The 25,522-nt window shown below is 59.0% G+C and carries 23 protein-coding genes; 1 reads left to right on the top strand and 22 read right to left on the bottom strand.

What is annotated here, in order from left to right:
* The 18 genes from rplE to rpsL all read right to left on the bottom strand — a co-directional run bounded on the left by rplE (nt 1) and on the right by rpsL (nt 12,535).
* Complete coding sequence (gene rplE / locus G5S47_RS06410; RefSeq protein ID WP_101627638.1) at nt 1-546, bottom strand: 50S ribosomal protein L5; 546 nt, start codon at nt 544-546, stop codon at nt 1-3.
* A gap of 2 nt (nt 547-548) precedes the next feature.
* On the bottom strand, nt 549-983 hold the full coding sequence (rplX, locus tag G5S47_RS06415) for a 50S ribosomal protein L24 (RefSeq protein WP_006681488.1): 435 nt from the start codon (nt 981-983) through the stop codon (nt 549-551).
* Nucleotides 983-1,351 (bottom strand): 50S ribosomal protein L14, encoded by a 369-nt coding sequence (gene rplN, locus G5S47_RS06420; protein WP_006681489.1) that lies wholly within the window; start codon nt 1,349-1,351, stop codon nt 983-985. The genes rplX and rplN overlap by 1 nt, the downstream gene beginning before the upstream one ends.
* Nucleotides 1,352-1,905: 554 nt before the next feature.
* Nucleotides 1,906-2,172: a 30S ribosomal protein S17 gene (rpsQ, locus tag G5S47_RS06425; RefSeq protein ID WP_006681490.1), complete on the bottom strand. Its 267-nt coding sequence runs from the start codon at nt 2,170-2,172 to the stop codon at nt 1,906-1,908.
* A gap of 5 nt (nt 2,173-2,177) precedes the next feature.
* Entirely contained in the window at nt 2,178-2,411 is a 234-nt protein-coding gene (gene rpmC, locus G5S47_RS06430; RefSeq protein WP_006681491.1) for a 50S ribosomal protein L29, read from the bottom strand.
* Nucleotides 2,411-2,830 carry a 50S ribosomal protein L16 gene (gene rplP, locus G5S47_RS06435; RefSeq protein WP_006681492.1) on the bottom strand — a complete coding sequence of 140 codons (420 nt, stop codon included), beginning with the start codon at nt 2,828-2,830 and terminating at the stop codon, nt 2,411-2,413. Before rplP ends, rpmC begins: the two co-directional genes overlap by 1 nt.
* Nucleotides 2,831-2,835: 5 nt before the next feature.
* Entirely contained in the window at nt 2,836-3,636 is an 801-nt protein-coding gene (gene rpsC / locus G5S47_RS06440; RefSeq protein ID WP_006681493.1) for a 30S ribosomal protein S3, read from the bottom strand.
* A 1-nt stretch (nt 3,637) separates the two neighbouring features.
* Nucleotides 3,638-4,009 (bottom strand): 50S ribosomal protein L22, encoded by a 372-nt coding sequence (gene rplV / locus G5S47_RS06445; protein WP_103631691.1) that lies wholly within the window; start codon nt 4,007-4,009, stop codon nt 3,638-3,640.
* A gap of 30 nt (nt 4,010-4,039) precedes the next feature.
* Nucleotides 4,040-4,321, bottom strand: coding sequence for a 30S ribosomal protein S19 (gene rpsS / locus G5S47_RS06450; protein ID WP_006681495.1), 282 nt, complete (start codon nt 4,319-4,321; stop codon nt 4,040-4,042).
* Nucleotides 4,322-4,337: 16 nt separating this feature from the next.
* Nucleotides 4,338-5,174 (bottom strand): 50S ribosomal protein L2, encoded by an 837-nt coding sequence (rplB, locus tag G5S47_RS06455; RefSeq protein ID WP_006681496.1) that lies wholly within the window; start codon nt 5,172-5,174, stop codon nt 4,338-4,340.
* Between the two features lie 24 nt (nt 5,175-5,198).
* Nucleotides 5,199-5,504 carry a 50S ribosomal protein L23 gene (rplW, locus tag G5S47_RS06460; RefSeq protein WP_006681497.1) on the bottom strand — a complete coding sequence of 102 codons (306 nt, stop codon included), beginning with the start codon at nt 5,502-5,504 and terminating at the stop codon, nt 5,199-5,201.
* Nucleotides 5,501-6,145, bottom strand: coding sequence for a 50S ribosomal protein L4 (rplD, locus tag G5S47_RS06465; RefSeq protein ID WP_006681498.1), 645 nt, complete (start codon nt 6,143-6,145; stop codon nt 5,501-5,503). The genes rplW and rplD overlap by 4 nt, the downstream gene beginning before the upstream one ends.
* A gap of 1 nt (nt 6,146) precedes the next feature.
* Complete coding sequence (gene rplC, locus G5S47_RS06470; protein WP_006681499.1) at nt 6,147-6,815, bottom strand: 50S ribosomal protein L3; 669 nt, start codon at nt 6,813-6,815, stop codon at nt 6,147-6,149.
* 11 nt (nt 6,816-6,826) lie between these two features.
* A complete protein-coding gene (gene rpsJ, locus G5S47_RS06475) occupies nt 6,827-7,135 on the bottom strand; it encodes a 30S ribosomal protein S10 (protein ID WP_006681500.1) in 309 nt (102 codons plus the stop codon).
* A gap of 992 nt (nt 7,136-8,127) precedes the next feature.
* Nucleotides 8,128-9,315 (bottom strand): elongation factor Tu, encoded by a 1,188-nt coding sequence (gene tuf, locus G5S47_RS06480; RefSeq protein WP_006681502.1) that lies wholly within the window; start codon nt 9,313-9,315, stop codon nt 8,128-8,130.
* 162 nt (nt 9,316-9,477) lie between these two features.
* Nucleotides 9,478-11,601 (bottom strand): elongation factor G, encoded by a 2,124-nt coding sequence (gene fusA / locus G5S47_RS06485; RefSeq protein WP_006681503.1) that lies wholly within the window; start codon nt 11,599-11,601, stop codon nt 9,478-9,480.
* 89 nt (nt 11,602-11,690) lie between these two features.
* Nucleotides 11,691-12,161, bottom strand: coding sequence for a 30S ribosomal protein S7 (rpsG, locus tag G5S47_RS06490; RefSeq protein ID WP_006681504.1), 471 nt, complete (start codon nt 12,159-12,161; stop codon nt 11,691-11,693).
* The gene (gene rpsL, locus G5S47_RS06495; protein ID WP_006681505.1) at nt 12,161-12,535 is read right to left on the bottom strand and encodes a 30S ribosomal protein S12; all 375 of its coding nucleotides are present in this window, start codon (nt 12,533-12,535) and stop codon (nt 12,161-12,163) included. The genes rpsG and rpsL overlap by 1 nt, the downstream gene beginning before the upstream one ends.
* A gap of 632 nt (nt 12,536-13,167) precedes the next feature.
* On the opposite strand from rpsL, the gene G5S47_RS06500 reads away from it, so the two are divergent.
* On the top strand, nt 13,168-14,214 hold the full coding sequence (locus G5S47_RS06500) for a putative endonuclease domain-containing protein (RefSeq protein WP_219585416.1): 1,047 nt from the start codon (nt 13,168-13,170) through the stop codon (nt 14,212-14,214).
* A gap of 371 nt (nt 14,215-14,585) precedes the next feature.
* Here G5S47_RS06500 and G5S47_RS06505 read toward each other — a convergent pair whose 3' ends face one another.
* The 4 genes from G5S47_RS06505 to G5S47_RS06520 form a co-directional block, all read right to left on the bottom strand.
* The gene (locus tag G5S47_RS06505; protein WP_219585877.1) at nt 14,586-18,482 is read right to left on the bottom strand and encodes a DNA-directed RNA polymerase subunit beta'; all 3,897 of its coding nucleotides are present in this window, start codon (nt 18,480-18,482) and stop codon (nt 14,586-14,588) included.
* Nucleotides 18,483-18,497: 15 nt separating this feature from the next.
* Nucleotides 18,498-21,977, bottom strand: coding sequence for a DNA-directed RNA polymerase subunit beta (gene rpoB / locus G5S47_RS06510; protein WP_006681508.1), 3,480 nt, complete (start codon nt 21,975-21,977; stop codon nt 18,498-18,500).
* A gap of 825 nt (nt 21,978-22,802) precedes the next feature.
* Nucleotides 22,803-23,819 (bottom strand): class C sortase, encoded by a 1,017-nt coding sequence (locus G5S47_RS06515; RefSeq protein ID WP_219585417.1) that lies wholly within the window; start codon nt 23,817-23,819, stop codon nt 22,803-22,805.
* 113 nt (nt 23,820-23,932) lie between these two features.
* On the bottom strand, nt 23,933-25,522 hold the full coding sequence (locus G5S47_RS06520) for a SpaH/EbpB family LPXTG-anchored major pilin (RefSeq protein WP_006681512.1): 1,590 nt from the start codon (nt 25,520-25,522) through the stop codon (nt 23,933-23,935).

The following is a 25,522-nucleotide window of genomic DNA, read 5'->3' on the forward strand; positions in this document are numbered from 1 at the left end:
TCAGTCCTCCTTGAACGGGAATCCGAGATGACGCAGGAGCGCACGGCCCTCATCATCGGTGGAGGCCGAGGTAACGACGGTGATATCCATACCGCGAACTCGGTCAATCGAATCCTGGTCGATCTCGTGGAACATGGACTGTTCCGTCAGACCGAAGGTGTAGTTACCGTGACCGTCGAACTGCTTGGCCGACAGACCGCGGAAGTCGCGGATACGCGGAAGAGCAGTTGAGAGAAGACGATCGAGGAATTCCCACATACGATCGCCACGGAGCGTGACGTGAGCACCGATGGCCTGGCCTTCGCGTAGCTTGAACTGTGCGATGGACTTCTTTGCCTTGGTGGTCACGGGCTTCTGGCCAGTGATAGCGGTGAGGTCGCGGATTGCGCCCTCGAGTGCCTTCGAATCGCGAGCTGCCTCACCCACACCCATGTTCACGACGATCTTGGTCAGACCGGCAACCTGCATGATGTTCTCATGCTTGAACTCGGTGCGGAGAGCGTCACGAATTTCGGAGACGTACTTTTCCTTGAGACGCGGGGTCATGTTCAGATCTCCTTGCCCTGCTCGATGCCGCGCTTGGCGCCACCGCGGGTCACGCGAACGCGGACGGTGCGGGTGCGGCCATCGCGCTCGACGACATCCTCGCGGAAGCCGACGCGCACGCGCTGCTTGGTTTCGGGATCGACCAGTGCGACCTTTGCGATCGAGATCGGGGCTTCGATGGTCTCGATGCCGCCGGTCTGCCCCTGGGTCTGGCCCTGGCGAACGTGACGGGTCTTCAGGTTGATGCCTTCGACGAGAACCTTGCCCTCAGCCGGGAAAACCTTGATGACGCGTCCCTGCTTGCCCTTGTCGCCAGCCTTGAGGGGTTCGAGGCCCTCGGCTGCACGGCGGGCGTTGCGCTCTGCGAGCTTCTTCTCGTCGGATGAACGACCGCGAACGACCTCAACCAGGTCACCCTTACGGATCTTGGCTGCCATCAGATCACCTCCGGTGCGAGCGAGACGATACGCATGAAGCGCTTGTCGCGCAGCTCACGGCCGACTGGGCCGAAGATACGCGTGCCACGCGGTTCGCCGTTGGAATTGATAATGACGGCTGCGTTCTCATCGAAACGAATGTACGAACCGTCGGGACGGCGGGTTTCTTTGCGAGTGCGGACTACGACTGCCTTGACGACTTCGCCCTTCTTGACGTTGCCGCCGGGGATTGCGTCCTTGACGGTGGCGACGATGGTGTCGCCAATACCCGCGTAGCGTCGAGCCGAGCCACCGAGCACGCGGATGGTCAGGATTTCCTTTGCACCCGTGTTGTCGGCGACCTTAAGTCGCGACTCCTGCTGGATCATTTTCTATTGACTCCTGTTGTCGAGCTGGTTCTGTTGGGAGCATTACTTCCCTCGAGCCTTGCCGAACGTGCATGAACTATTGCGCATCGATGCCGACAATAGTGAGAACGCACCACAGGATTAAATATGGTGTTGCTCGCTCTCACTACCGACGCGAGGCACAGTGCACCTTGCGTCACGCAACCCTCCAAGAGTACCCCACTTCCCCACTGACTTGAAACCGCCAGTTTCGTGAGGTGTGCCCCATCCACCGCGCTTGTTCACCAACATCCCCTCCCTCCACCCCGCGCTTGTTCACCGTTTCGGGTTCACGAGGCCACGCGGCTTCATTAACCAACACACGCGAATAGGCGCGAAGAACGATGTTCGATTTCTTGAACAAGCGCGGTCAAAAAAGAGGGTGACCAACAGTGAACAAGCAGGTTCAAGCGTGAACAAGCGCAGTCACCTTGAGGCGCTATTTCGTGAACAAGCGCGGGGAAAGCGCGCAAAACAGCAGGGAGCCCGGCTCCCCAAACCGGGGAACCGGGCTCATTACAAACCTCAGTGACGAATCACTTGGCCTTTTCGATGATCTCCACTACTCGCCAGTGCTTGGTAGCGGAAAGCGGACGAGTCTCCATGATGCGAACGCGGTCACCAATGCCACATTCGTTGTTCTCATCATGAACCTTGACCTTCTTGTTACGGCGCATGACCTTGCCGTAGAGGGCGTGCTTCACACGATCCTCAATCTGGACAACGACGGTCTTATCCATCTTGTCAGAGACAACCAGGCCAATACGAACCTTGCGGTCGTTACGCGCGGTGCTATCTGCCATCAGAATCACTCCTCAGTGCTCGGGGCGGTGCGGTAGCCAAGCTCCCGCTCACGCGCGATCGTGTAGATACGGGCGATGTCACGGCGCACGGTCTTCATGCGGCCATGATCCTCGAGGTTGCCAACAGCCTGTGCGAAGCGCAGGTTAAAGAGCTCGGCCTTAGCCTTCTCGAGTTCCTTGGACAGCTGGGCGTCGTCCATGGCATCGAGGTCGGAAGGGGTAAGTGCCTTTTCCGCCATCAGATGTCACCACCCTCTCGGACCACGAAACGGGTCTTCATCGGAAGCTTGTGCTGAGCGCGACGCATAGCTTCGCGTGCAAGCGCCTCGTCGACGCCACCCAGCTCGAACAGAATACGACCCGGCTTGACGGGGGCAACCCACCATTCAACCGCGCCCTTACCGGAACCCATTCGGGTTTCAGCCGGCTTCTTGGTCAGCGGACGGTCCGGGAAGATGTTGATCCACACCTTGCCGCCACGCTTGATGTGACGCGTCATAGCGATACGAGCTGCCTCGATTTGACGGTTGGTCACGTATGCGCCGGTGAGTGCCTGGATACCGTAATCGCCGAACGCCAGTTCGGTGCCACCGGTTGCATTACCGGTACGGTGCGGGCGGTGCTGACGGCGCCACTTTGTACGACGGGGAATGAGCATTGGGCTCAGGCCTCCGATCCGTTTTCAGTAGCTGCGGGCGCCTCGGTTGCGGGCGCCTGCTGCTGAGCGGTCTCCTGGTTCTGGCGTCCGCCGCGGCGCTGGCCACGACGATCACTGCGACGTCCGCCACGGTTGGCCTGCTCGGCCTGCTGGCGTGCGAACTCGCGCTCGGTGATGTCGCCCTTGTAGATCCACACCTTGACACCGATACGACCGAAGGTCGTGCGTGCCTCGTGGAATCCGTAGTCAATGTTCGCGCGGAGGGTATGAAGCGGAACGCGACCCTCACGGTAGAACTCGGAACGGCTCATTTCGGCGCCACCGAGGCGACCGGAAACCTGAACACGAATACCCTTGGCGCCTGCACGCTGCGCGGACTGAATGCCCTTGCGCATTGCACGACGGAAGGAAACGCGAGCAGCGAGCTGTTCTGCAATGCCCTGTGCGACAAGCTGAGCATCCATGTCGGGGTTCTTGACCTCGAGGATGTTGAGCTGAACCTGCTTGCCGGTGAGCTTTTCGAGGTTCTGGCGGAGGCGATCAGCCTCTGCACCACGACGACCAATGACAATGCCCGGGCGAGCGGTGTGGAGGTCAACGCGAACGCGATCACGCGTACGCTCAATATCGACCTTCGAGATGCCTGCGCGCTCGAGGTTCTCGGTCAAGTTCTTGCGGATTGCAACGTCCTCTGCAACGTAGTCAGAGTAACGCTGTCCCTTGGTGGTCGAGTCGGAGAACCAGCGGGAGCGGTGATCCGTGGTGATTCCCAGGCGGAACCCTGTGGGGTTAACCTTCTGGCCCATTTCAGCGGACTCCCTTCTTCTTGTCTTCCTTGGTACCGACGACGAGGGTGATGTGGCTCGTGCGCTTCAGGATGCGACCTGCGCGTCCCTGTGCACGCGGGCGGAACCGCTTCATAGTCGGACCTTCATCGACGAATGCTTCGATGACCAGCAGGTCTGCCTCGTTGAAGGTTTCGCCAGCCTGTTCGGCCTTGACCTTCGCGTTGGCAACGGCGCTCATGAGCACCTTGCGGACATCGGTGGCGACTGCCTGCGGTGCAAACCGCAGGATGTCAGCGGCCTCCAGAGCAGCCTTGCCACGAACCTCGTTCACGACACGGCGGGCCTTCTGGGGCGTGACGCGGACAAAACGCGCCTGCGCCTTAGCTTCCATTTATCTGCCTCTTCTTCCGTGGAGGCCGGCTCAGCGCCGGCGTCCCTTTCGATCGTCCTTGTCGTGGCTGCGGAAAGTACGCGTGGGAGCGAACTCGCCAAGCTTGTGACCCACCATCGACTCGGTGATGAAGACGGGAACATGCTTGCGGCCATCGTGCACCGCAAAGGTCAGACCCAGGAAATCCGGGGTGATGACCGAGCGACGCGACCAAGTCTTGATGACATTCTTTGAGCCGGATTCGATTGCGGCGTCGACCTTCTTGAGCAGGTGGTCGTCGACGAACGGGCCCTTCTTCAAACTGCGTGGCATAGTTATCGACTCCTACTCAGCGGTTCTTACCGGTCTTGCGACGGCGAACGATCAGACGATCGCTGTCCTTGTTCGGACGGCGGGTACGACCCTCAGGCTTACCCCACGGGCTAACCGGATGACGGCCACCAGAGGTACGACCTTCACCACCGCCGTGCGGGTGATCAACCGGGTTCATAACAACACCACGGACGTGCGGGCGCTTGCCCTTCCAGCGCATACGGCCGGCCTTGCCCCAGTTGATGTTGGATTGTTCAGCGTTGCCGACCTCGCCGACCGTTGCACGGCAGGTGATTTCGACGTTGCGGATTTCGCCGGACGGCATACGCAACTGGGCGAAGCGGCCTTCCTTGGCGACGAGCTGAACGGACGAACCGGCGGAGCGGGCGATCTTTGCGCCGCCACCGGGCTTGAGTTCGACAGCGTGGATAACGGTACCGAGCGGGATGTTACGCAACGGCAGATTGTTACCGGGCTTGATATCGGCGCCGGCGCCTGCTTCGATGCGGTCACCCTGGTTCAGCTTGGCCGGTGCCAGGATGTAGCGCTTTTCGCCATCTGCGTAGTGCAGAAGGGCGATGCGAGCGGTACGGTTCGGGTCGTACTCGATGTGAGCGACGACTGCCGGGACGCCGTCCTTGTCATGACGACGGAAGTCGATGACGCGGTACTGACGCTTGTGGCCACCGCCACGGTGACGCGAGGTCACGCGGCCGTTCGAGTTACGTCCACCGGTCTTGTGCAGCGGACGAACCAACGACTTCTCGGGCTCGGAGCGGGTGATCTCAACGAAATCAGAGACCGACGCGCCACGACGACCCGGGGTCGTGGGCTTGTATTTGCGGATTCCCATTTTTGTCCTCTACCTCTCCGGTTTTCAGGCCTGATCGCCGAAGATGTCGATGGCGCCTTCACGCAGGGTCACGATTGCTCGCTTGACGTCCTTGCGCTTGCCCTGACCCGTGCGGGTCCGGTAGGTCTTGCCCTTACGGTTCTGAGTGGCCACCTGACCGACCTTGACACCGAAGATTTCTTCGATGGCAATCTTGATTTCGGTCTTGTTGGCGCGCGGGTCAACCTCGAAGGTGTACTTGCCTTCATCCATGAGGATGGAGGATTTCTCGGTGACGACGGGCTTCAGAATGATGTCGCGCGGGTTCTTGCCCGCTTCGAGGGTGCTCACTTAGTCTCCTCCTTGGTGCCGAGGAAGGACTCCATGGCTGCCAGGGTGAACACGATATCGTCGGCGTCAAGGACGTCGTAGGTGTTCAGCTGGTCTGCCCAAAGGACGTGAACCTCGGGAGCGTTACGCAGGCTGAGAGCGGTGAGCTCATCGTTACGCTCGATGACGACGAGAGCCTGACGGTCCTCGACGATCGCGCGAAGCGCTGCGAGAGCGGACTTCGTCGACGGCTTCTCACCTTCGATGAGAGCGGTGACGATGTGGATGCGACCTGCGCGTGCACGGTCAGACAGAGCGGAGCGGAGTGCGCCCTGCTTCATCTTCTTGGGGGTGCGCTGATCGTAGTCACGTGGCTGCGGGCCGTGGACGATGCCACCACCGGTGAAGTGCGGTGCACGGATCGAGCCCTGACGAGCGTTACCGGTACCCTTCTGGCGGAACGGCTTCTTGCCACCACCAGAAACCATGCCACGCGTCTTGGTTGCGTGCGTACCCTGTCGGGCAGCAGCAAGCTGTGCGACGACGACCTGGTGCATCAGCGGAATGTTCGTGGGAACGTCGAAGATCTCTGCGGGGAGGTCAACCGAAGCTGCCTTCTTGCCCTTGAGATCGAAGACGTCGATGGTCTGAACGTCAGCCATTTCACGCACCCTTCACGGACGAGCGAACCAGGACCACGGAGTTCTTCGGACCCGGGATGGCGCCACTGATGAGCAGTAGGCCTTTCTCGGTGTCGACTGCCTGGACCTTGAGGTTCTGGACGGTACGACGAACGCCACCCATGCGGCCGGCCATGCGCAGGCCCTTGAAGATGCGTCCGGGGGTTGCGCAAGCACCGATCGAACCGGGCTTGCGGTGGTTACGGTGTGCACCGTGCGAAGCGGAAACGCCGGCAAAGCCGTGACGCTTCATAACGCCTGCAAAGCCCTTGCCCTTGGTGTTGCCGGAAACGTCAACAGCCTGTCCAGCCTCGAAGGTGGAAGCGTCGAGTTCCTGACCCACCTCGTAAGAGTCATGGGCGGAGGTGCGGACCTCGGTCAGGTGACGACGGGGTTCGACGCCAGCCTTTGCGAAGTGGCCTGCGAGAGGCTTGGTGACCTTGCGTGCTTCGATTTCGCCGAAACCGATCTGAACGGCGGAGTAGCCGTCGACCTCTTCGGTGCGAACCTGGGTCACAATGTTAGTGCCGACCTGCACGACAGTGAGGGGCACGAGGCGGCCGTCAGCGTCCCAAACCTGGGTCATGCCGAGCTTGCGGCCGAGCAACGCCTTAATCGGCGCAGCTGCGTGCTGCTTGTTGTCAGTAGTCATTGCAGATGTCCTCAGAGCTTGATCTCGATGTTGACGTCTGCGGGCAGGTCGATACGCATGAGCGAATCGACAGCCTTCGGCGTCGGGTCGATGATGTCGATGAGCCGCTTGTGTGTGCGCATCTCAAAGTGCTCGCGGCTGTCCTTGTATTTGTGGGGCGACCGAATGACGACAAACACGTTCTTTTCGGTCGGCAGTGGAACCGGGCCCACAACAGTGGCACCTGCTCGTTGCACGGTGTCCACGATCTTGCGCGCGGAGCTGTCGATGACCTCGTGGTCATACGACTTCAGCCGGATGCGGATCTTCTGTCCCGCCATGCCGTCTTACCTCTTCTCGTACAGATTCGTCACCGGTCCCCGCACTCGGGCGTGTCGCTTAAAAAAGTGACACACATATTGCGCGGTTCCTTCTTATGTGAAGGTGGACCGTTGTCTTGTCCAAAGATCACGGGCGTTTCAGCCCAGTCCGCAGAATCCCTGCGGAACCGCCCCACGGGTCGCGAGGCAACCGTTCAAGTCTGACAGAGCCACACCTTTCCTAGCAAGTTTGAACTCGCCATCTGGAGTGTGAATCCTCATACATTACACGGACGATTAAATTACTTGTCAGCCCCCATGCGCTTCGACTTGGAGCCTTTAGCCCACAGGTGCTTGAAGCACCGCGAATCAGTGTACCCGCACTCGGGCGTGTCGTCTACCTGGGGGTGTACTAGCACGAGGCGCCTGCGGGGCACCGACCAGAGGTTCAGTGCTCCACAGGCACCCTGGTGTTCGCTAATGGCGCTGGACGTCTCAGTCGCGTTTCTGACGAACTGCACACACACCCGCAACCAGGCAGAGGATTCCGAGTCCGCCAAAGAGCGTTCCATTGAAGCCGGTCTTCGCGATCTTTCGCGGCCTCGAATTGGTGGTGTTCGAGGGTTCAGACGGCGTCGGGTTGTTCGGCCCAGCCGGGGCGGCTTGTACTTCACCGTGCACGTAATACCCGCCTGAGTCTTCGCATCCGCACCCTCAGGCGTCTGCTCACCAGTCCAGGTGAACTTGAACTGAATATCACGACCACCCGTCGCAGGCGACTTCGACGCCAACGCAGCAAAGTGCCCCGACACCGCCCCTTTAACCGTGTACTCCGTATCCGCCGTCGACGCCGCCCCGACGAACAAGCACACAAACAACCACGAACAAGCACGCACAAAAAGCGAAAAGGCCACCACCCCCTGACGGGGATGGCGGCCCTTCGAGGTCCACTGGACCGAAGCTCTCACCCGGTCCGGACGACCCGCCTCAGCGGAACGCCCGACCGGAGTCGATCACTTCTCGATCGCAGTCACACGACCGGAACCAACCGTGCGACCACCCTCGCGGATCGCGAAGCCGAGGCCCGGCTCCATAGCGATCGGCTGGATGAGCTCGACGGTGATCTCGGTGGTGTCGCCAGGCATGACCATGTCGGTGCCCTCGGGGAGGGTGATGACGCCGGTCACGTCCGTGGTGCGGAAGTAGAACTGCGGACGGTAGTTCGAGAAGAACGGGTTGTGACGACCGCCTTCTTCCTTCTTGAGGATGTAGACCTGTCCGGTGAAGTTGGTGTGCGGGGTGATCGAACCGGGAACGGCAACGACCTGACCGCGCTCAACCTCATCGCGCTTGGTGCCACGCAGGAGGAGACCACAGTTCTCGCCTGCCCATGCTTCATCCATGGACTTGTGGAACATCTCGATACCGGTAACGGTGGTCTTCTGCGGTTCGCGGATACCGAGGATTTCAACCTCAGAGTTGATCGGGAGCTTGCCACGCTCAACACGACCGGTAACAACGGTGCCACGGCCGGTGATGGTGAAGACGTCTTCGATCGGCATGAGGAACGGCTTGTCCATGTCGCGCTCAGGAGTCGGCACGAAGGTGTCGACTGCCTCCATGAGCTCCTCGACCTTAGCAACCCACTGCGGATCGCCTTCGAGAGCCTTCAGCGCGGAAACCTGGATGATCGGGGCGTCGCGATCGAAGTCCTGGGACTCGAGCAGGTCGCGGCACTCTTCCTCAACGAGCTCCAGCATTTCCTCATCGTCGACCATATCGGCCTTGTTGAGGGCAACCAGGATCGTCGGAACGCCCACCTGGCGAGCAAGCAGAACGTGCTCGCGGGTCTGAGCCATCGGGCCGTCGGTGGCGGCGACAACGAGGATTGCGCCATCCATCTGAGCTGCACCGGTGATCATGTTCTTGACGTAGTCGGCGTGGCCGGGGGCGTCAACGTGTGCGTAGTGACGCGCCTCGGTCTGGTACTCGACGTGGGAAACGTTAATCGTAATGCCACGCTCACGCTCTTCAGGAGCGTTGTCGACGTTTTCGAACGGGGTGAACTCGTTCAGTTCCGGGTACTTGTCGTGCAGAACCTTGGTGATTGCTGCGGTAAGCGTGGTCTTGCCGTGGTCAACGTGACCGATGGTACCGATGTTGACGTGCGGCTTGCTGCGCTCGAACTTGGCCTTCGCCACTTGTGTCCTCCTGGACTCGGGTAGTTTTTCTAGCCTTTGGCTACGTGCAACTCTAACACCCAGCCGGCCGAAACCTACATGGAAATTGTTGGTATGTGAGGCGGGTCGCTACGCTCGCGCTAATTTCTTAGCGCGAGCAAGCGAAACGCGACGGATCGGGACTCACTCGCCCCGGGACTTGCCGACGATTTCGTCAGCGACGTTACGCGGAACTTCCGCGTAGGAGTCGAACTCCATCGAGTACACTGCACGGCCCTGCGTCTTGGAACGCAGGTCGCCAACGTATCCGAACATTTCAGAGAGCGGAACCTGTGCCTTGACGACGCGGATACCGTGCTGCTCATCCATGGACGAAATCTGTCCACGACGGGAGTTCAGGTCGCCGATGACGTCGCCCATGTACTCCTCAGGAGTACGGACCTCAACGGCCATGATCGGCTCAAGAAGAACCGGGCTTGCCTTCTTCGCGGCTTCCTTCAAAGCCATCGAACCGGCAACCTTGAACGCCATTTCCGAAGAGTCAACTTCGTGGTACGCACCATCGAGGAGCGTTGCCTTGATGTCAACCATCGGGTAGCCGGCGAGAACACCGGACTGCATGGCGTCTTGGATACCAGCGTTAACCGAAGGAATGTACTCGCGCGGAACGCGGCCACCAGTGACCTTGTCCTCGAACTCGTACTCTTCCTCGGAGCCTGCGGGGATAGGTTCGAGAGCGATGATGACACGCGCGAACTGACCGGAACCACCGGTCTGCTTCTTGTGCGTGTACTCGTACTTCTCGACCTTCTTGCGGATGGTCTCGCGGTAGGCAACCATCGGAGCACCGACGTTTGCTTCAACCTTGAATTCGCGACGCATACGGTCAACGATGATGTCCAGGTGAAGCTCACCCATACCACCGATGATCGTCTGGCCAGTCTCAGCGTCGAGCTCGACCGTGAAGGTCGGGTCCTCTTCGGCGAGCTTCTGAATTGCGACGCCCATCTTTTCCTGGTCAGCCTTCGACTTCGGCTCAACCGCAACCTGGATAACAGGCTTCGGGAACGTCATCGATTCGAGAACGATCGGCTTGTCGATTGCGCAGAGCGTATCACCAGTGGTCGTGTCCTTCAGGCCGATAACCGCGTAGATGTGGCCAGCATGTGCCTGATCCACGGGGTTTTCCTTGTTGGAGTGCATCTGGAAGATCTTGCCGATGCGTTCCTTCTTGCCCTTGGTGGAGTTCAAGACCTGTGCGCCAGAGTCCACCTTGCCGGAGTACACGCGGACGAAGGTGAGCTTGCCGTAGAACGGGTGAGCAGCAATCTTGAATGCAAGAGCTGCGAACGGTTCGTTCTCGTCAGGCTTACGGGACTCGGTCTCTTCTTCGGTTTCCGAACCGGGCTTGAAGCCACGGACGGACTCAACGTCCAGCGGAGACGGGAGGAAGTCAACAACCGCGTCGAGCACGGGCTGAACACCCATGTTACGAAGAGCGGTACCGCAGTAAACCGGGAATGCGCGACCAGAGATCGTCAGCAGGCGGATGCCTTCCTTAATCTGCTCGACGGTCAGCTCACCATTCTCCAGGTATGCCTCGGTCAGCTCGTCGGAGCCTTCCGCAGCAGCCTCGATCATGAGTTCACGGTATTCTTCCGCGCGTTCCTGCAGATCCTCGGGGATCGGGCCACGAACAACGAGGGAGCCGAGGGTTGCCTCGCCCTTGTCGTCTTTTGCCGGGTAGCGCAGGGACTCCATCGAGAGCAGGTCAACCTGACCCTCGAAGTCATTCTCTGCACCGATCGGGAGCTGCATGACGATCGGGGTCGCGTGGAGGCGATCCTTAATCGTCGAAACGGAGAAGTAGAAGTCAGCGCCCATCTTGTCCATCTTGTTGATGAAGCAGATACGCGGAACCTCGTACTTGTCAGCCTGACGCCACACGGTCTCAGACTGTGGCTCAACGCCTTCCTTACCGTCGAAGACTGCAACAGCGCCGTCGAGCACACGCAGGGAGCGCTCAACCTCAACCGTGAAGTCAACGTGGCCGGGGGTGTCGATGATGTTGATCTGGTTGCCGTTCCAGAAAGAGGTAACAGCGGCGGACGTAATCGTAATGCCGCGTTCCTTTTCCTGTTCCATCCAGTCGGTCGTCGAGGCGCCGTCGTGGGTCTCGCCGATCTTGTAGTTAATGCCCGTGTAGAACAGGATGCGTTCCGTCACGGTCGTCTTGCCGGCATCAATGTGAGCCATGATGCCAATGTTTCGAACCTTGTTAAGGTCGGTAAGCACGTCTAGTGCCACGAGTGCGATCCTTCGCTCGAAGTGATTGTGAATTCGCGGGCAAAATTAAGGTTGACGAAGACCGAAGATCCCGGCCTCGTCACCCAAAATCACCAGCGGTAGTGAGCGAACGCGCGGTTCGACTCGGCCATCTTGTGCATGTCCTCACGACGCTTCACGGCGGCGCCGAGACCGTTGGAGGCATCCAGGATCTCGTTCGCGAGGCGCTCGGTCATCGTCTTTTCGCGACGCTGACGCGAATAGTCAACCAGCCAACGCAGGGCAAGGGTCGTGGCGCGCGCGGGGCGAACCTCAACCGGAACCTGGTAGGTCGCGCCACCAACACGGCGGGAGCGAACCTCAAGGGCGGGACGAATGTTGTCAAGAGCGCGCTTCAGAACCGAAACCGGTTCCTGCTCGGTGCGCTCACGCACGGTCTCCAGTGCACCGTAAACGATGCGCTCTGCAACGGTCTTCTTACCGTCGAGGAGTACGCGGTTGACGAGCTGGGTCACGACCTTCGAGCCGTAGACCGGATCGTCGACGAGGGGACGCTTAGGAGCTGGGCCCTTACGAGGCATTACTTCTTCTCCTTCTTCGCGCCGTAGCGGGAACGAGCCTGCTGGCGACCACGAACACCCTGGGTGTCGAGGGAGCCACGAACGATACGGTAACGGACACCCGGGAGGTCCTTCACACGACCACCGCGAACGAGCACGATCGAGTGCTCCTGCAGGTTGTGGCCTTCACCGGGGATGTACGCCGTAACCTCAATGCCGGACGAAAGGCGCACACGAGCAACCTTACGGAGGGCTGAGTTCGGCTTCTTCGGGGTGGTGGTGTACACGCGGGTGCACACACCACGTCGCTGAGGCGAGCCCTTAAGCGCTGGGGTCTTCACCTTCGAGCGCTTCGAGCTACGACCCTTGCGGACGAGCTGCTGAATGGTAGGCACTGGTTCTCCAGTTTCTTTCCGTCGGAGGCCTTTCGATTGAGCAATCGCGAAAGGCCCTTGTCTAGTCATCCATGGCTTGACGAATCCCCTTACGGACACACGCATGTCCGCCAAGGGGCCGGTGCGCCATGATAGCCACCGTTCGGCTGGCCAGAGAATGACGCCCGGAGCTCCGACGGACGGAGCCCACTGTCAGCGAAAGCTGACGAAAGAGAACCCGTAAATTCACGGGAACCTCGTCTAGTTTACGAGGCTTGGGGTTTCTTGGTCAAAGGCACAACTCGTGAGGTGCGCCCCACTTCCCCCACCGCGCTTGTTCACCACCGCCCGCCCCACCCACCGCGCTTGTTCACCACCAACGATCCCTCATTTAGGGCACCGCGAACCCTTTTCCAAACGCTGACGGACTTGAACGCCTAGGAGCGCTTTGCTTCAACAAGCGCGCCAAAGTCGCAAAACTACGCGCTTCCCTCCCCGTATTGAGTTCCGCAACGGTGAACAAGCGCGGTAGTTTTCCACAGTTTTCACACACCCCGACTTATCAACATTTCGCTCTAGGGAGCCTCGCACATTCCTCCTCCATCGCGGAAGCTAGACACCTACTCCCCCCTCAGCCCACAATCGAGGTCCCCATGCACCGTTTCCAGGCGCCTCGCATCCGCGACGTCCGCAAGGCAATGACATTCACCCGCCCGCACCGAGCTTCGCGCGACGAACTCATGTACAACGTCGAAATACGAAGAGGGGCTTTCCTGAGCGTCACCTACCTCTCGACACTTCCTCAGCATTGGCAACGTGAACAGGCCGTCCAACTCGCTCGCATTATCGCTGTTCAGCACACTCATCCGCGATGCGTTCCAACGGGTATATCAGCAGCGTACTTACACGGTGCCCGCGCGTTTGATTACCCCGGCGACGTCCATATGGCTTCCCTGTCAAATTCAACGCGTTCCGCAAAGGCGTTACCAGCGGTCACTCTCGGCGAAGAAGTACTAGCCAGTCGCGCCACAATCGTGTTTCACCGGATGCTTCCTATCGCCAATCACACGTGCAGGATTGATGGAGTGCGGAGTTTGACCTTACATGACGCGCTGTTGACGCTCGCAGTGCAGGAGTGCGGTGCGCTAGCTTTCTCGATGGCTTGCTCGGGGATGCGCCTGTTGATTGAGAACACACGAAGCAGAAGCATTGGATTCAAAAAACGCCTTCGAACACTCAGGCAGTCGTTGATCGCTCAGTTCAAACAGCTCGAATCGGGCCACCGCCATCGCGCGGACGGCTCTTGGCTGTTCACTCACGCCGATGCCGCGTGCGAGAGTCCTGGAGAAAGCCACATCCTATGGATTCTGCGTTCAAGCGGACTAGCTGGCATTGAAACGCAGTACGAAGTCACAAGTAACGGCAACCGCTTCTTCTTCGATCTCTGCTTTCCTGAGGCTCACGTCGCAATCGAGTTTGACGGGCGTTTCAAGTATGGAGACAGTGACTTAGAGATTGACGAGGCTACGGCCAAGCAAGTTCAACGACAGACACAATTAGAGGCTGACGGTTGGCAGTTCATCCGTTTCCGTTGGGAAGACTTGCCAGACTGTTCGAAGATATTGAATTCCGTGTTCACGCTACTTCTGCAGGTTGACGCTTGTCCGGCCACTATGAGACGCGCTCGCGTCCACGCCTGACACCTCGCCTGTCTCTACTGACCGAATCAATCCACCGTTTTACTGACATTTCCGCCCTTGCCACTCGGCACCCCTGCCACTGCCTAGGCACTACGGTGTCGCCTCGCGTCTGATACCGCTTCCTCATCCCCGCGCTTGTTCACGATTTACAGTCACATTTCGTAACTTCTGTGTCCCGCGCTCGTTCGACGGCGCACCAAATACAACCTGTTCGCTCTGAGCGAACAGGCGCTTGTTCACCGTTCGCCGACGGTGAACAAGCGCCGAAAGGCAGACGACAACATATACAAAGCGTGGCGCCCGAGCGAACAAATCACATCAAGCGCCACGCCTCGTATTTAGCCGGTCATTGCCTGGCTAAAGAGCAACTACTACTCACGGAACGACATACCGAAGTCGATCGCACCAAGAGCATCGAGGAAGTCCTCGGAAACTCCACCATCCTGGAAGTCCATCTGCGTGTAGTTCGAAGCAGCAAGCGCTTCCGCAGTCGGCTCAACGGTGACTCGGTTGTAACGCGACAAGCCGGTACCAGCCGGGATGAGCTTACCGAGAATAACGTTCTCCTTCAGGCCAACGAGCGAATCAGACTTGCCGTTCATCGCTGCCTCAGTGAGAACCTTCGTCGTCTCCTGGAAGGATGCCGCCGACAGCCACGAGTCGGTTGCCAGCGACGCCTTCGTGATACCCATAAGCATCTGACGACCGGAAGCAGGTTGCCCGCCCTCGGCAGCGACCTTGCGGTTCTGCGCCAGGTAAGCCATACGGTCAACAAGCTCGCCGGGCATGAAAGTCGTATCACCGGGCTCAAGGATGGTAATTCGACGCAACATCTGGCGAACGATGACCTCAATGTGCTTCGCGTGGATACCGACGCCCTGATCGCGGTAGACCTTCTGGACCTCGTCAACAAGCTGCTTCTGCGCGACGGAGCGCCCCATGATGCGAACGATTTCCTTCGGATCAAGCTGCCCCTCAGTCAGAGGCTTACCTGCCTCGACATGCTCGCCTTCAGAAACAAGAAGCTCCTGACGACGCGAGACCTCAATAACGTCATCTTCCTTCGCGTCATCACGAGTGATGATGATGCGACGAACCGACGGATCCTCGTCATCAATGTGAACGCGACCAGCGGCCTCGCTCATCTTTGCTTCCATCTTCGGACTACGAGCCTCGAAGAGTTCCTGAACGCGTGGCAGACCCTGGGTAATATCAGCTGCAGATGCGGCGCCACCGGTGTGGAACGTACGCATCGTGAGCTGAGTACCGGGCTCACCAATCGACTGAGCGGCGATAATGCCAACTGCTTCACCAATATCAACCTGCTTGCCGGTAGCCAACGAGCGACCGTAGCAGGCAGCACAGGTGCCGACCTGCGATTCACAGGTGAGGACGGAACGGCAGGTGATCTCTTCAACGCCTGCTTGCGCAAGTGCGATGAGCTCATCGTCACCAAGATCGGTGCCTGCGGGCATGACGACCTCGCCGGCTTCGTTCACAGCATCGCGGGCAAGGTTACGCGCATATGCGGTGGTCTCAACCGTTTCGAGAGCCTCCCAAACGCCGTCGACCTTCTTCGCGATCTTGATCTTGACGCCCTGGCGGGTGCCACAATCCTCTTCACGAACGATGACGTCCTGCGAGACGTCAACCAGACGACGAGTCAGGTAGCCAGACTCTGCGGTACGAAGTGCCGTATCAGCAAGACCCTTACGAGCACCGTGCGTTGCGATGAAGTACTCGAGAACGGTCAAGCCTTCGCGGTAGTTCGCCTTGATCGGACGCTCAATGAGCTTCTGCTTCGGGTCGGACACCAGACCACGCATACCTGCGATCTGCTGGACCTGCGACCAGTTACCACGCGCGCCCGAGTTGACCATGCGGTACACGGTGTTGCGATCGTCGAAGTTACCGCGCATGTCATCTGCAACCTTCTGGGTGCATTCGAGCCAAAGGTCAACGAGGTCCTTGTAACGGTTTTCTTCGAGGATGAAGCCTGCGTCGAAGTCTTCCTGAATCTTGGCTGCGCGAGCCTCGTATTCAGCAAGAATTTCTTCCTTGCGTGGCGACGCCTGGATGTCGGAGAACGCGATCGTGATACCCGACCACGTCGACCAGTGGAAGCCGGCCGACTTCAGGGCATCGAGGCATTCTGCAACCAGAACGTTCGGGTAACGCTGGGTCAGGGTGTTGACGATCTGACCGAGCTGCTTCTTGCCGACGACCTCGTTCACGAACGGGTAGTCAACCGGTAGCTGCTCGTTGAAGATTGCGCGACCGAGGCTGGTTTCGAGCAGAACATCGTCGCCCGGTTCCCAACCTTCAGGTGCTTCCCAATCGGCCGGCGGAACGATGCCGTCGAAGCGAATGAGAGCCTTCGCGTTGAGGTCAAGCAGACCCATGTCGAACGCCATAATCGCTTCAGCGGCACTGGAGAACGACGGAACGATGGGGTTGCCGGCAGAATCCTTGGCAACTTCGATCGTCGAATCCGGTTCCGAAGTCAGGTGGAACAGGCCAATGATCATGTCCTGTGACGGCATCGCAACGGGGCGACCGTCGGACGGCTTCAGAATGTTGTTCGTCGACAGCATGAGGATACGCGCTTCAGCCTGAGCCTCGGCACCCAGTGGCAGGTGGACTGCCATCTGGTCACCGTCGAAGTCAGCGTTGAACGCGCCACAGGCGAGCGGGTGCAGCTGAATGGCCTTACCTTCAATGAGCTGAGGCTCGAACGCCTGGATACCCAGACGGTGAAGGGTAGGTGCACGGTTCAGTAGCACGGGGTGCTCGCGGATAACGTCGTCGAGGACGTCCCACACCTCGGGGCGCTGACGCTCGACCTTGCGCTTCGCTGCCTTGACGTTCTGCGCGTAGTTCTTCTCAACGAGGCGCTTCATGACGAAGGGCTTGAAGAGCTCGAGTGCCATCTGCTTGGGCAGACCACACTGGTGGAGCTTCAGCTGCGGGCCGACGACAATGACCGAACGGCCAGAGTAGTCAACGCGCTTACCGAGCAGGTTCTGACGGAAGCGACCCTGCTTGCCCTTGAGCATGTCAGAGATCGACTTCAGCGGGCGGTTGCCCGGGCCTGCAACGGGGCGACCACGGCGGCCGTTGTCGAAGAGCGCGTCCACAGATTCCTGCAGCATGCGCTTTTCGTTCGCGACGATGACGTCCGGCGCACCCAGTTCAAGCAGTCGCTTGAGTCGGGTGTTGCGGTTGATCACTCGACGGTACAGGTCGTTGAGGTCGGAGGTCGCGAAGCGGCCACCGTCCAGCTGAACCATCGGACGCAGGTCCGGCGGAATAACCGGAATCTTGGTCAGGACCATCGATGCCGGCGAGTTGCCGGTCGCGATGAAGGCGTTGATGACCTTCAGGCGCTTGATGGCACGTGCTTTACGAGGCCCGGAGTCGGACGCAATGGTCTGACGGAGGGATTCAACTTCGGCTTCAAGATCGAAGGTTTCCAGGCGCTTCTGGATGGCAGCTGCGCCCATGTCGCCCTTGAAGTAGGTGCCGTAGCGGGCGACCATCGCGCGGTAGAGGCGCTCGTCACCGATCAGGGCACCGACCTTCAGGTTCGTGAAATTATCCCACACGACCTCAAGACCGTCGATGTCACCGTCGAAGCGCTTACGAAGGCGCGCCATGTCCTTCTCGGCGCTCTTGCGGAGCTTTTCGCGTTCCGCGGCGGAGGCGCCATCAGCTTCGAGAGCAGCGAGGTCAGCTTCGAGCTTCTCGGCTGCCTGGTTGATGGCGTCGTCACGGCGGTCTTCCATCTGCGTCTTCTGAACTTCGAGTTCAGCGCGCAGATCCATGAGGTCCTCGTCGCGGCCCTTTTCGTCGATTTCGGTGACCATGTATGCGGCGAAGTAAATGACCTTTTCGAGGTCCTTCGGAGCGAGGTTCAGCACGTAACCGAGGCGCGAGGGCACGCCCTTGAAGTACCAGATGTGGGTGACCGGTGCGGCGAGGTCGATGTGGCCCATGCGCTCGCGGCGAACCTTAGAGCGCGTGACCTCGACGCCACACTTTTCACACACGATGCCCTTGTAACGGACACGCTTGTACTTGCCACACGCGCATTCCCAGTCGCGTGTGGGGCCGAAGATCTGTTCACCGAACAGGCCGTCGCGCTCGGGCTTGAGCGTGCGGTAGTTGATGGTCTCCGGCTTCTTGACTTCACCGTGTGACCACGAAGCGATGTCATCGCTTGTGGCCAGGGTGATCTTCAGGCTGTCGAACGTTTTGGCGTCCAGCAAAGTCATCTCTCCCTATCAGATCGCGTCGATGGTCGCCGCAGCGTTCGGACGGGCATCAAGTGTGATGCCGAGGTCTTCGCGCGCGTTGAAGTCTTCTTCCTGGTCACGCAGGTCTATGGCGTTGCCGGCTGCGTCGAGAGCTTCGACGTTCAGGCACAGCGAGCGCATTTCCTGGATGAGAACTCGGAAGGACTCGGGGATTCCGGGCTCAGGAATGTCTTCGCCCTTGACGATCGCTTCGTAGACCTTCACACGACCGGTCGTGTCATCCGACTTGATTGTGAGGAGTTCCTGGAGCGCGTAGGCTGCACCGTAAGCTTCGAGCGCCCACACTTCCATCTCACCGAAACGCTGGCCACCGAACTGAGCTTTACCGCCCAGTGGCTGCTGCGTGATCATCGAGTATGGGCCGGTTGAACGGGCGTGAATCTTGTCGTCAACCAGGTGGTGGAGCTTGAGCATGTAGGTGTAGCCCACTGCGATCGGATACGGGAACGGTTCACCGGAACGACCGTCGAACAGGCGGGCCTTGCCCTGCTCGTTCGTCAGACGGTTGCCGTCGCGGTTCGGGTTCACGTTACGCAGCAGGCCTGCGAGTTCGTCGGCTTCAAGACCGTCGAACACGGGGGTTGCCACGAGAGTCTCAGGTTCGGTGGTGATGCCGTCAGCCGGGAGGTGACGGGTCCATGCTTCGCCGGCCTCGACAGCCTTGGAAGCATCCCAGCCCTGGTGAGCGAGCCAGCCGAGGTGGTATTCGAGTACCTGGCCGACGTTCATACGGCCGGGGACACCAAGCGGGTTGAGGATGATGTCAACCGGGGTTCCGTCTTCGAGGAACGGCATGTCCTCGACCGGCAGAATCTTGGAGACAACGCCCTTGTTACCGTGGCGGCCTGCCATCTTGTCACCAATGGTGATCTTGCGACGTTGGGCGACGTAGACGCGAACGGTCTGTCGAACGCCAGGGTTGAGTTCGTCTTCTTCGTCGTTGAATTCGCGGACGCCGATGACGATGCCTTCCTGGCCGTGAGGAACACGCAGGGAGGTATCGCGAACCTCGCGGGCTTTCTCACCGAAGATTGCGCGCAGAAGGCGTTCTTCGGAGGTGAGCTCAGTTTCACCCTTCGGAGTGACCTTGCCAACGAGAACGTCGCCAGCGGTAACCTCGGCACCAATGCGGATAATGCCACGTTCGTCTAGGTCAGCGAGTGACTCTTCGGAGACGTTCGGGATATCGCGGGTGATTTCTTCTTCGCCGAGCTTGGTTTCGCGGGCGTCGACCTCGTATTCCTCGATATGGATCGAGGTGAGGACGTCCTCTTCAACGACGCGACGCGACAGGATGATCGCGTCTTCGTAGTTGAGGCCTTCCCACGACATGTAGGCGACAAGCAGGTTCTTGCCGAGTGCGACTTCACCATTGTCGGTTGCCGGACCATCAGCCAAGACGGAGCCGGCCTCAACGCGGTCGCCTTCGTCGACGATGACACGCTGGTTGGTGCAGTTGCCCGGATTCGAACGTTCGAACTTTTCAAGACGGTAGGTGTCGCGACCGCCTTCGTCCGTGGAAACGATGATCATGTCTGCCGAAACTTCGGAAACAACACCAGCGTGGGTGGCGATGATCATTTCACCGGAGTCCTGTGCTGCACGACGTTCCATACCGGTACCGACCAGCGGCGCTTCGGTGGTCAGCAACGGCACTGCCTGACGCTGCATGTTCGCGCCCATGAGTGCGCGGTTTGCGTCGTCGTGCTCGAGGAACGGAATGAACGCTGCTGCAACAGACACCATCTGACGTGCGGACACGTCCATGTAGTCAACTCGGTCGCGCAGGATCAGTGTCGGGTCTTCGCCGGCGACACGGCAGAGGACATGGTCTTCTGCGAAAGTGCCGTCGTCGTTCAGACGGGACGAGGCCTGTGCAATGTAGTGACCGATTTCGTCGTCTGCGGTCAGGTATTCGACCTCGTCGGTGACTTTTCCGTTGCGAACAACGCGGTACGGGGTCTCAACGAAACCGAAGGGGTTAATGCGACCGAAGGTTGCGAGCGAGCCGATCAGACCAATGTTCGGGCCTTCAGGGGATTCGATCGGGCACATGCGGCCATAGTGCGACGGGTGGACGTCACGAACTTCCATGCCTGCGCGTTCACGGGACAGACCGCCAGGGCCAAGAGCCGACAGACGACGCTTGTGCGTCAGACCTGCAAGCGGGTTGTTCTGATCCATGAACTGCGACAGCTGGGAGGTGCCGAAGAATTCCTTGATCGCTGCAACAACCGGGCGGATATTGATCAGCGACTGAGGAGTAATCGAGTCGGCTTCCTGGGTCGTCATGCGTTCGCGGACGGTGCGCTCCATGCGGGACAGACCTGCGCGGACCTGCGCCTGAATGAGCTCGCCAACTGCGCGAATACGGCGGTTACCAAAGTGATCGATGTCGTCCGCTTCAACACGGAGTTCGACAACCTCGCCACCGTTGCGGGTGCCGAGGAAGGTCTTCTCGCCCTTGTGCAGAGCGAGCATGTACTTCACGGTTGCAACGACGTCATCGATGGAGAGAGTCGAAGCCTTCGGGTCTGCGTCGGTGCCGAGCTTCTTGTTGATCTTGTAGCGACCGACCTTTGCCAGGTCGTAGCGCTTCGAATCGAAGTAGAAGTTGTTCAGCAGGGTGCGTGCCGATTCGACGTTTGCGGGCTCGCCGGGGCGGAGCTTGCGGTAGATGTCGACGAGGGCTTCTTCCTGGGTCTTGACGGTGTCCTTCTCGAGGGTCTCGAGGAGCACCGGGTATTCGGCAAACTCTTCACGAATCTCAGATTCGGTCATGCCGATTGCCTTGAGGAAGTGGGTGACAGGTTGCTTGCGCTTGCGGTCAATACGAACGCCAACAGAATCGCGCTTGTCGATTTCAAATTCGAGCCATGCGCCGCGACTAGGAATGACCTTTGCGCTGAACGTTTCACGGTCGGTGGAACGCTCGGAAACGCGCTCGAAGTAGACGCCCGGGGAACGGACGAGCTGCGAGACGACAACACGCTCAGTGCCATTGATGATAAAGGTGCCACGCGGGGTCATGAGCGGGAAATCGCCCATGAACACGGTCTGACGCTTGATCTCAAGGGTCTCGTTGTTCATGAACTCCGCGGTCACATACATCGGTGCAGAGTATGTGTAGTCCTTGGTCTTTGCTTCTTCGATCGAGTACTTCGGTCGTTCGAGCTGGCATTCCCTGAACGTCAGGGACATGGTCTTGCCCAAGTCCTCAATCGGCGAAACTTCTTCGAAGATTTCTTCAAGACCGGAGACGTCGGGGACGTCGTTACGGCCTTCCGCCTTAGCGGCTTCGACGCGAGCCTTCCACGCGTCATTGCCCAGCAGCCAATCGAAGCTCTCGACCTGCAGGCCCAGAAGGTTCGGGGCCTGAAGCGGTTCGGCGAGCTTAGCGAATGAGATGCGGTTCCTGGGCTGGTTGGCAGTGCTACTGGCAGCCAAAGGGGATCCTTCCCTGCATTTTCGGTGCGCACACACGCCTTCGCCCATTATCTGACTCCGTCCATCCCGCTCAGCGCCTGATACAGCGGGGTGGATACGGATCACCTCGGGCATAATAAGGCGCAAGTATCAATGATAGGGAGTCGCGGCTCCTCACCTCAATATCTTTTGGCGTTTGTGCCGAGTTTCACGCAACTACCACGTTGGCGCGCCGATCACGCTCCAGTGTGCCGTGATCGCAGATTTATTCGTCTTCGATTCTGCTCATCGTGGTCGGAGTTTTCGACGAGGCCTCGCACATCACCCTTGCAGGGTTTGCCTGATTTCTTGAGCCATCAGGGCTAATGCCCGAAACTTCAAATTCAGTGAAAGATGTTTCACTTCCCTAGCGATGGTCGCTAGTGCCTGCAAAATTATTGAAGGATTATTAGCAATTCGCGAATTCACGGTAACTCGAGATGCTGAGAGTAGACAGCGGCAATCGCCTTCGACGCCAGCTTGGGAACAGCGTAAGTTAGAAGATTGCTTCGAGTTCTTAAAGAACAACACTCTTTCACGCACTGGTTTGAATGGAGAGAATGGCACTGCTCGCAATGTTCATTACGGAGATATTCTTATCAAGTTCGGTGATTGCCTCGATGGCGAACGAAGCGATTTGCATAATCACTCATGCTCACTACGCCAGGCAAGACATCCATGATGGATAAGTGAGGCATGACCATCACTCATCTAACAAGTCTTGACCCACAATCTGCGAAGCACCAGGCCGCCACGCCTCTGCATTCTTCAAATAAGCCAGGTTTTCCGGACGGAAAACGAGTCTGGCTAGGCGAGTTCGGCAAGTGAATCGGGAGCCTCAGCACCCTCGGCGGCTTCCTCTTCCTTCTCTTTCTTGCGCCTGGCAGCCGTGTAGCGGGCCACCTGGGTCGCGATCAGCAGCGAAATCACGATCGCAATCAAGAACAGGATCATCCACCACGACCACTGGGTGCCGTCGACCGCGGGGATTTGCGGGGTCGGCATGATTCGCTCGCCGGTCACCAGCAGCCGATGGGAGTTGATGCCGTAGGGCGTGCAGGTGAGCAGGGTGGCCAGATCCTTGTCCTTTTCGCGGCCGAGCAGGGACGGGTCATTGGGTTTCACAACGTCGATTCTGGTGACGCGATAACCGAATGATTGGTCTTGAACCTCGAGGAAGAACTCGTCGCCGATCTTCAGGTCGGTCAGCCGGTCGAACATGGTGGAAGTCGGCAGGCCGGTGTGAGCTGTAATGACCGTGTGTCGGTCGACACCGCCGACCGGCAGGTCGGAGCCGAACATGTGGCCGGCACCGGCACTCAAGGTGTCATGGTCGGTGCCGTGCCGTATCGGCAACTTGACCTGGATCTTGGGGATCTTGACGACGCCGATGATGCCGCTCGGCTGGTCGAGCACATTCAGGTATTCCTGGTATTCGGGCGAGTCGGGGGCCACGTTGCCCAGGTACGGGTCGAGCACCGGGAAGCCCTTGTGGGTGTCATTGTATTCCCTGGCACGCTTGATGTAGGAGTCTTTCAATTCCTGCGACTGCTTATTCACCTGGTCTTTGTAAGCCTCGCTGACGATTTTCTGCTGATGATTATTCCAGACCGTGGAGGTGATCGGGTATGCCAGGCAGAGCACGCCCAGCAGAATGAAGATTAGTGGTGTCCAGCGCTTTCGGCGATCTTTCTTGTCGTTGGCCTGGTCGTCCGAGCCGCGAATGGCTCGGTATTCGGGGTCGGGAGTATAAGCGTCGTCTGCAAGAGAGGTTCGCGCAGCCTTGCCGGTTGCCTCGTTGTGGCCTTGGAGATCTTCGTTCATTCTTCCTACCGTGTCTTTTCGCAGTACCTAGCCTGCGTGTGGTTTTAGAGAGTGTGGGGGGCTGACCGTTTGGCCAGCCCCCCACTGTTCAACGGCTATCTACCGCTGCGTTGTTAGGCGTCTTCACGACGACGCGAACGCAGGTGCATTGCGGTACCGCCAGCTACCAGGCCAGCGCCCAGCAGAGCGAAGATGCCAACACCGATGGCGCCGGTGCGAGGCAGGTTGAACCACTTGCCAGAGTCCTTGGTCCGGATGTTGGTGATACCGGTCTCGAAGATGTTGCTACCAGCAGTAACAGTGACCGCAGTCACCTTGTTGGAGAGGATGTAGCCCGACGGAGCCTTCTTCTCAACCACATAGAATTCCTGGCCTACCTTGGCTTTGTAAGCCTCAGTCTTGCCGTCAGTGCCGGTGGTCTTGGTGCTGTACTCAGCAGCAACTCCTGCACAGTTCGACCGATCGTCGGTCTTAACGCAGTTTTCGGCGTCAGCCTTCTGGGCGAAGGCGATGAACTCTGCGCCCGAAAGTGCAGCATTATCGGTGGCGTCGGTCTTCTTGATCTGGAAATCGCCGAACTTGATGGTCGGGTCTGTAGGGTTAGGGTTGTTCGGATCGGGATCGCCCGGGTTCGGGACAACCGGGTCGGAGGGGTTCTCGCCCTCACCGTTGCCGGGAATGAAACCGAACTTGTTGATTACGACAACGTTACCGGCATTATCTTTCTTCGCACCAGACAGATCGTCCTTGAGCTTCAGGTTGAAGACAGCGGTTACCTGAACGTTGGTGCCAGCTGCAGCGTTAGCGGCAGTGGCAATCTTGGTGAGGCCGGCGTCGGTGAAGGTCACCTGGACACGGGTACGCGTACCAGCGGTGTAACCAGCCGGGTCGGGTGTGACAGAAACAGTGTAATCATCGGTGAGAGTCAGCTTGGTGTCCCCGACCTTCACATCACCTACAACTGCCGCGGCGGGAGTTTCGAAAGCGTCAACCTGGACGTCATCGAAGATGGCGAAGCCCTGAATATCGGCCTTGGTCAGATCCTTGGCGCCCTGTTCGGTGCCCTTGGACTTGTTCAGCTTGGCGGTAACGGTGTAGCTGGTATTAGCTCCCGCGCCAACAATGCTACCCGACGGGTTGCTCTTGGTGACGTTGCCGGACTCGTTGACGTTCTTCGGGTTAACGGTTACGTCGTAGTTGTAGGTCAGGTTGGTCGAATCGGTGCCGGTGATTTCCGGGATGGTCATGTAGAACTTCTTGACATCCACGGTGTGGCCAGCAGGGATCGTGGTCTCCTCGACCTGGTAGAGGCCTACCGGGAGGTTAGAGAAGGTTGTCTCACCATTGGTGTCAGTCTTCTGCTCAGGATGCACAGTGCCGGGAGTAACGGTAGCGGTGCCCTTATTCATCGCATCGATGTTCTTGGCGATGGTCTCCCAGCCGGCGTAGGTAGTGGTATTCACGTCATCATTGCCGATTTTGGCGACCTGAGTGACGGTGAAGCCAGCGCCTTCAACCTTGGCGCCACCGTTCTTGTCATCTGTCTTGATGATCTTGATCGAGCCCGTGGTCGGTGCTCCGTCTGCCCAAGGGGCAGTGCCAGTGGGCGCAGCGTTCGCTGCTCCGCCAGCGCCCAGTCCGCCGACTAGCGTCAGCGCGAAAGCTGCTGCTAGCAGCTTTCGGAATGACTTTTTCTTAGCCAT

It is taken from the genome of Schaalia turicensis (assembly GCF_019380255.1).
Lineage (GTDB): Bacteria > Actinomycetota > Actinomycetes > Actinomycetales > Actinomycetaceae > Pauljensenia > Pauljensenia turicensis_A.